The sequence below is a fragment of the Microbispora sp. ATCC PTA-5024 genome (genome assembly GCF_000511135.2).
Lineage (GTDB): Bacteria > Actinomycetota > Actinomycetes > Streptosporangiales > Streptosporangiaceae > Microbispora > Microbispora corallina.
The window spans coordinates 1,670,706-1,677,817 of sequence record NZ_KI866522.1; the positions used below are offsets into that span (position 1 = coordinate 1,670,706).

Annotated in this window: 7 protein-coding genes; 2 read left to right on the plus strand and 5 right to left on the minus strand. The window is 67.4% G+C overall.

The genetic code is table 11. The annotated features are described in order from the left end of the window. Positions 1-142: 142 nt before the first annotated feature. From MPTA5024_RS07375 to MPTA5024_RS07395, 5 genes are all read right to left on the minus strand, one after another. On the minus strand, positions 143-1,219 hold the full coding sequence (locus MPTA5024_RS07375; protein ID WP_036320998.1) for an ABC transporter ATP-binding protein: 1,077 nt from the start codon (positions 1,217-1,219) through the stop codon (positions 143-145). Further along, a complete protein-coding gene (locus MPTA5024_RS07380) occupies positions 1,219-2,286 on the minus strand; it encodes an ABC transporter ATP-binding protein (protein ID WP_036321001.1) in 1,068 nt (355 codons plus the stop codon). Before MPTA5024_RS07380 ends, MPTA5024_RS07375 begins: the two co-directional genes overlap by 1 nt. Then, complete coding sequence (locus tag MPTA5024_RS07385) at positions 2,286-3,197, minus strand: carbohydrate ABC transporter permease (protein WP_036321003.1); 912 nt, start codon at positions 3,195-3,197, stop codon at positions 2,286-2,288. Before MPTA5024_RS07385 ends, MPTA5024_RS07380 begins: the two co-directional genes overlap by 1 nt. Further along, positions 3,197-4,063 carry a carbohydrate ABC transporter permease gene (locus MPTA5024_RS07390; RefSeq protein ID WP_198166996.1) on the minus strand — a complete coding sequence of 289 codons (867 nt, stop codon included), beginning with the start codon at positions 4,061-4,063 and terminating at the stop codon, positions 3,197-3,199. Before MPTA5024_RS07390 ends, MPTA5024_RS07385 begins: the two co-directional genes overlap by 1 nt. Positions 4,064-4,143: 80 nt before the next feature. After that, positions 4,144-5,493, minus strand: coding sequence for an extracellular solute-binding protein (locus MPTA5024_RS07395; RefSeq protein WP_198166997.1), 1,350 nt, complete (start codon positions 5,491-5,493; stop codon positions 4,144-4,146). 461 nt (positions 5,494-5,954) lie between these two features. Between MPTA5024_RS07395 and MPTA5024_RS07400 the strand changes: the two genes are divergently transcribed. After that, positions 5,955-6,695 carry a GntR family transcriptional regulator gene (locus tag MPTA5024_RS07400; RefSeq protein WP_051457813.1) on the plus strand — a complete coding sequence of 247 codons (741 nt, stop codon included), beginning with the start codon at positions 5,955-5,957 and terminating at the stop codon, positions 6,693-6,695. Positions 6,696-6,782: 87 nt separating this feature from the next. Next, the coding region (locus tag MPTA5024_RS07405; protein WP_036321008.1) for a DJ-1/PfpI family protein at positions 6,783-7,112 on the plus strand (330 nt) is incomplete at its 3' end.

The window sequence follows — 7,112 nt, forward strand, 5'->3', positions numbered from 1 at the left end:
CGTGGCCGCAGGGCGACGCCCCGCGCCGCCGATCGCCTTCTCAGGCCATGGCTGCTTCGGCGTCGCCGGGCCGTGCTCACCGGTGACGGCCCGCCGAGGCTCGCTTGCCACGTGCGGGCGCATGTCGACGTCGCCTGCGCGGTTATCTCCCGGCCTCGGACAGCGCCAGCCCGGTGCCCGCGTCGAACAGGTGCGCACGGTCCAGGTCGACCGTGACAAGCAGCCGCTCGCCCGGCGTACCGGTGACGCTGGGTCGCGCCTTGACCTTGAGGATCTCCGTCCCCACTCGGACGTCGACCACCGTTCGGTCACCGAGCGGCTCAAGGCCGTAGAGCTCACCCGGCAACGACGCGTCCCCACGCCGCTCGACGGACAGGTCCTCCGCGCGCAGGCCCAGCAGCAGCGGACGACCGTCCTCAGCCGTGGTCCAGCGGGGCCGCGGCAGCGTCCACCCTTCCGCCCCGACCAGACGATCTCCCTCGGCGTGGCAGGGGAGCAGGCTGATCCGCGGGCTCCCGACGAAGCCTGCGACCCACTGGTTGGCCGGACGCTCGTACACCTCGGTCGGCGTTCCGACCTGTTGCACCTTCCCCTCCTTGAGGACCGCGACCTGGTCGGCCATGGACAGGGCCTCGACCTGGTCGTTGGTCACGTAGACGAAGGTTCCCCCGAGGCTCCGGTGGATGCGGGTGAGCTCGGTGCGCATCTCGACGCGGAGCTTGAGGTCGAGGTTCGTCAGCGGCTCGTCCATGAGAAACGCGCGCGGGCGACGGACCAAGGCCCGGGCCAGGGCGACACGCTGCATCTCACCGCCCGACATCTGCGCGGGGCGACGCTGCAGCAGACGTTCGATGTGCAGCAGGCTGGACATCTGCTCGACGGCAGCGGCGATCTCGCTCGAAGAACAGCGGCGTGCCCGCAGCGGCGAAGCGATGTTCTCGTACGCCGTGAGTCGCGGGTAGAGGGCGTAGCTCTGGAAGACCATGGCCAGGTCGCGTGCGGCCGGGGCGTCACCGGTCGCGTCCCTCCCGTCCAGGTGGACCGACCCGGCGTCAAGCTTCTCGAGGCCGGCGATCGCTCGCAGTGTCGTCGTCTTGCCTGCCCCGGAGGGCCCGAGCACGACGAAGAACGAGCCGTCGGGCACGTCCAGCGTCACCCCGTCCAGGGCCTGGACTTTGCCGAAGGACTTGCGCAGCCCGTGCACTGCCACGGTTCCCATCAGGCCACCAGTTCTTCCGTGCTCACGTCGTAGACCGGCGGGGGCCCGCCGGTGTGCCGCAGCCCGACCGGTGCGTCAGCGGCGAAACGGACGGTCGGTGGCATCCGAACCCGTACGTCGCGCTGGCCGCCGTGGTCGACCACGTAGATGACTTCGTCGCCCAACCATTCCGCCGAGACCACGCGGGCAGGGGCCGAACGATCCGCCCCTGGTTCTGTGACTTCCAGCGCCTCCGGCCGGACGCCCGCGACCAGGCGACGGTCGCGCGGCAGGCCTGGCGGTGGCGCGAGGACCAGTCCGCCCTGGCTGCGCAGCTTCCCGTCGGCCACCTCCACCTCGATCAGGTTCATCGGCGGGGAGCCGATGAACGCGGCGCAGAAAAGACTCGCCGGACGGTCGTAGACCTCCAGCGGCGTGCCGATCTGCTCGACGCGGCCCTTGTTGAGGATGGCGATCCTGTGGCCGAGCGACATCGCCTCGACCTGGTCGTGGGTGACGTAGACCATCGTCGTCCCCAGCTCCCCCTGCAGGTGCTTGATCTCCGTGCGCATGTCCGCCCTCAGCTCCGCGTCCAGATTGGTGAGGGGTTCGTCCATGAGGAACGCGCGCGGTCGTCGCACCAGGGCGCGTGCAAGCGCGACGCGCTGCTGCTCCCCGCCGGACAGCCGGTGCGGTCGCCGGTCCAGGAGCGGACCGAGCCGCATCAGCCGGGCGGCCTCGTCGACCCGCTCGCGCACCTCCGACTTGGGCAGTCCCTCGGCCCGCAGTGGGAACGCCAGGTTGTCGCGGGTTCTCAGATGCGGGTAGAGAGCGTAGAACTGGAACACCATGGCGATGTCGCGCTCGGCGGGCGGCAGGTCGTTGACCAGCGTGTCGCCGATGCGGATGTCGCCCGTCGTCTGCCTCTCCAGGCCGGCTATGGCCCGCAGCGTGGTCGTCTTGCCGCAACCCGAAGGGCCGAGCATCACGAACAGCTCACCGTCGCCGACGGACAGGTCCACGTGTTCGACTGCGACCGTCCCGTCCGGGTAGCGCTTGTGCAGGGCGGTCACCTCGATGCCCGACATCAGCGTCGCACCGCCCCGAGCGTCACACCGGCGACGAGATGCTTGCGCACCAGGTAGGCGAAGACGAGCACCGGTAGGGCGAACACCAGGGAGGCGGCGGCCACGAGACCCCAGTCCACGGTGGTTCCACCGATGAGGCCGGCGATGGCGGGCGGGGCCGTCCGCACGTTGTCGCTGGAGGTGAGGAAGATGGCGAACACGAACTCGTTCCACGAGAAGATGAGTGCGAAGACCGCCGTCGCGGCGATCCCGGGCAGGAGCAGGGGAAGGGTGAATCGCCAGAACGCCTGCAGGCGGGTGTAGCCGTCGAGCATGGCGGCATCCTCGTACTCCGCGGGCACCTCGTCGACGAACCCCTTCATCATCCAGATCGTGAACGGGACGTTGAACGCGGCGTAGATGAGGATCAGACCGAGCTTGCTGTCGATGAGTCCGACCTGGCGGTACATGAGGAAGATCGGGATCACGACCACCACGGGCGGCATGAAGCGGGTGGACAGGATGAAGAACAGCTGGTCCTTCTTGGCCCTCACGGCGAAGCGTGAGTAGGCCCAGGCCGCCGGGACCCCCAGCACGGTGGCCAGCACCGTGGAGACGCCGGCGACCAGGACGGAGTTGAGGAACGAGACGGACAAGGTCGAGCGACCGCCGCGGGAGGTGACGAACACGTCCTTGAAGTGGTCCATGGTGACCTTGAAGTCGAAGAACTTGGCCGGGATGGCGTAGACATCCCGGTTCTCCTTGATGGACGTCTCGATCATCCACAGCACCGGGAAGAGCATCACGACGGCCAGCACGGTCAGCAGCGCGACCTCCAGCACCGAGCGGCCCCGGCCGCCGAGGCGGCGCGCGGAGGGCGTGTGATCCCGCACAGGACCTGCGGCCACGGCCTCGTCGACGGAGACGGCCATCAGTCCTCCTTGAGCTTGTTCAGGTAGCGCAGGTAGAGCTGCGTGAGGACGATGACGACGAGGACCATGAGGATCCCGTAGGCCGAGGCGGTTCCGGTGTTGAAGCCCAGGAACGCGACCTTGTAGACGTGGAACGACAACGTCTCGGTGGAGACCCCCGGACCTCCGCTGGTGAGGATGTAGACGAGGTCGAACAGCCGGAAGGCCTCGATGGCCCTGAACAGCACGGCGATGAGGAGCAGCGGCCACACCAGCGGAAGAGTGATGGTGCGGAACCGGAACCACTCGGACGCCCGGTCGATCGAGGCGGCCTCGTACAGGTACTTGGGGACCGCGGTGAGGCCCGCAAGTGCGATGAGCATGATGAACGGCGTCCATTGCCAGGTGTCGACCACGATCAGGGAAATCAATGCCGTTCGCTGCTGGGTAAGCCACTCCACCTGCCCCAGGCCGAGCGAGCCGAGCATGCTGTTGATCACACCGAACTGCGCGTCGAGCATGAATCGCCAGAACAGCCCGACCACGACCGGCGACAGCATCATCGGAACCAGGAACAGAGTGGTCAGCAGTCCTCGCCCGTGCATGCGCCGTGAGATCAGGTAGGCGATGGCGAAACCGAGCACGGTCTGCAGGGTGACCGCGCCGACCACGTAGATCAACGTCGTCAGGGCCCTCAGGTGGACCTGCGCCGAAGTCAGGATGGCGGTGTAGTTCCCGAACCAGATGAAATTGGCGGGCCCCCCGCGGGTGGCCGAGTAGTCGGTGAAAGACAGGTACAGCGCCCACAGCAACGGGAACACCGACATCGCGAGCAACAGCAGCAACGCGGGGGAGATGAAGGCCACGGCGAGCCAGCGGTCGCTCAAGTGGCGGGACCGGCCCGGTGCAGGCGGCGTCGCGGACGCCACCTGCCCGGGGTGGCCGGTCGTCAGAGGGACAGGGTCACTCACAGTCCGCCGCCGCCCTTGCGGTTGCTGGAGTCGAGCACGGCCTGCTGCTCCTTGGCGATGTCGTCGAGCGCGTCCTTCGGGTTCTTCGCGCCGTTGAGAGCCGCGTTCACGTTGGTGTTCTCGATGTCGACGAGGCGCGCGTACTCGGGCACGTTCCACATGTCCCGCATCCGCGGAACCGAGTCGGTGTACACCTGGTTGAACGGCTGGGCGTTGAGGAACTCGGGCGACTCCAGGGCGTCCGTACGCGATGGCACGCCACCAGCGGCGGCCCACTTCTTCTGGATGTCGGCCCGCTCGAACCACTTCATGAAGTTCAGGGCCTCCGCCTGGTTCGTCGCGGAGGAGTAGGCCGACACGTGCATCCCCATGCCGCCAAGGGGCACCAGGTTCGTCTTCTGGCTCGGCAGGGGGGCGAAGCCCAGCTTGTCGAGAATCTGCTCCCGCGTGGTGCCGAGCGTCGACTGCTTCGGGTCGAGCAGGCCGCCGCTCGCGGCGATCCAGTTGAACGCGATGCAGGCCTTGCCCTGGGCGACCGCCGCGTTCACCTCGTCGATGAACCAGTTGCCGGAGCCCTTGGCGGTCAGCGGCTTCATCTTGTTGACCAGGACGTCCATCGCCTCCTGGCCCGCGGCGTCGTTGAGGACGCCCTCGATCTTGCGCGTCTTGGAGTTCCAGAGGTTGCCGCCGTAGACGCCGTTGACCGTGTTGTAGGTTACGGCCGCGGCGTCGGAGCCGTTGGCCTGGTGGAAAGCCAGCCCGCTGACGCCAGGATGGTCCGCCTGGCACTTCTGGGCGACTGAGATCATCTCGTCCCAGGTCTGCGGTGGCTTGTCGCCGATCAGGTCCTTGCGGTAGATCATCGTCCAGGTGTCGCCGAGCAGCGGCAGTCCGTACAGGCTGGCGTTCTCGTCGCGCTTGCCGGTCTCCGCCTGGGGGAACTGGCCGTAGGCGGCCAGGAGGTACGGGTTGTAGGCCTTGACGTCGATGTTCTTCTTGACGAAGTCGGTGATGTCGAGGATGTTGCCGTTCGTCACGGCCTCGCCGATGTGCTGCGAGTCCAGGATCGGGATGTCGAAGTCGGTCTTGTGCGCTGCGAACTGGGTGAACATCGCGTCGTGCCAGTTCGCGTTGGGCACGGTCTTGACCTTGACGGTGACGTTCGGCCGCTCCTTGGTGTACTCCGCGTTCGCGAAGGCCTCCAGCGCGTGGGCGGGGGGCCAGTCGAACCAGATGAAGCTGAGGGTCAGCGGGTCCTTGGTGAGCTCCGGGATGGTCGCCGGCGCCTTGGGGGCGCTCGCGCCGTCGTCCTGGCCGCACGCCGCCAGGGTCGTGGCCACCAACATGGCCGCCGTCGCCAAGTGCACCGTTCGACCGGGAACGGACAGTCGTCCTATTCGCCGTGGATACCGCATCTTCTCGCCTGCTTTCTGGGTGGGGATCTCTGGAGCCTTGCTGCGTGCTTCGCCGAGCAGTTGCTGGGGGGTGTTCAGGCGTGTTGCCGGCTGTCGCAGGGGCTGACCCGCAGACCGGCGTCACGGGTACGCCGCGACGTGATGGGGCTTCAAGCAGTCGAGAAGTCCTTCGGTCCTTATCGGCCCGGTGGCGAATCGAGTAGGACGTCGAGCATGCTCATAGGAGCTCCAACCGACCGAAGCGGAGCGATGGCGGGGGTTCCGCGATGGGTACAGGATGGCTGGCATCCGCCACCTTTCCTATACGATCCGAGTGGGGGCGTCAACATCCTGCAGCGTTGCGACCGAAATCAACAGGTTCCCGAAAACGTAAGAAAGGACCTCGCGTCACGATGGACGACGAAGCGATGATCGCGCGGCGCCGTGGGATGACGGGCGGAACGCCGCCGGGAAGATCTCGCGGCCGGCTTGCCGACGAGGTGTACGACACGCTGCTCGGACAGCTCATGTCGCTACGGATCGAGCCTGGCTCCCGCGTCACCATCGACGTCCTGGCGCGAGAGCTGGGGGTCTCGCAGACGCCGATCCGAGACGCTCTGAACCGTATGGAGGCCGAGGGCCTGGTCGTGCGTGTGCCCCATGCCGGCTATCGCATTCCCCCCCAGATCACCCGTCAGCGATTCGAGGACATGCTTGAGCTCCGCCTGCTCCTCGAGCCGGCGGCGGCGCGCAGATCCGCCGAACGCGCATCCCTGACGCAGGTGGCCGGCCTGCGACGCCTGCTGGAGGAGATGGCGGAGCTGGAGGGGGGCGACGGGCTCATGGCCTATGGCGCCTTCGGGCTGCGCGACGCCGCTTTCCACGATCTCGTCGCCCTGAGCGCGGAGAACCAGGTCATCCGCGAAGCGCTCGCTCGCCTGCACACGCACGTGCACCTGTTCCGGCTTCTCCACGACACCCAGGTCACGCACCTGGCCATGGCCGAGCACGAAGACGTTCTGGCCGCGATCGCCGCGCGCGACCCCGACGCCGCCGCCTACGCCATGCGTCGGCACATCCTGCTGTCCGGCGAGCGGTTCCGGCGATTGTTCGACGAAGTCAAGGACGCGGACGGAATGACGGCAAAGGCTTGACGGGCGGACCGGACCGAGGAATGCTAACGCAACCGGATCGGATCGGATCGGATCCACCTCACCCGCCTCAGATGCGAGGAGAAGCAGGTGCCCAGAGCACTGCTCCTTACCGGCGACGCCGCCGAGGAGCTCGACACCATGTATCCCTACTACCGCGTGCAGGAGGGCGGCTGGGACGTCGACGTCTCCTCACGGACGATGCGTGACGTTCAGCTGGTCATCCACGAGTTCGACCCCAACTCCGACGCCTACGTGGAGAAGAACGGCCGAAAGCTGCCGGTCGACGTGCCCTGGGCCGACGTCGACGTCGAGCGCTACGACGCCCTCATCATCCCCGGAGGACGTGCCCCCGAGTGGATCCGGGTCGACCCCGACGTCCGGCGCATCACCGAACACTTCTTCGCGCGCAACCTCCCC

What these genes read in the sequence shown, in the direction of transcription:
- MPTA5024_RS07375 (WP_036320998.1), bottom strand. Translation starts at nt 1,219, where the DNA reads ATGGGAACCGTGGCAGTGCACGGGCTGCGCAAGTCCTTCGGCAAAGTC.
- MPTA5024_RS07395 (WP_198166997.1), bottom strand. Translation starts at nt 5,493, where the DNA reads ATGTTGGTGGCCACGACCCTGGCGGCGTGCGGCCAGGACGACGGCGCG.
- MPTA5024_RS07385 (WP_036321003.1), bottom strand. Translation starts at nt 3,197, where the DNA reads ATGGCCGTCTCCGTCGACGAGGCCGTGGCCGCAGGTCCTGTGCGGGAT.
- MPTA5024_RS07400 (WP_051457813.1), top strand. Translation starts at nt 5,955, where the DNA reads ATGGACGACGAAGCGATGATCGCGCGGCGCCGTGGGATGACGGGCGGA.
- MPTA5024_RS07380 (WP_036321001.1), bottom strand. Translation starts at nt 2,286, where the DNA reads ATGTCGGGCATCGAGGTGACCGCCCTGCACAAGCGCTACCCGGACGGG.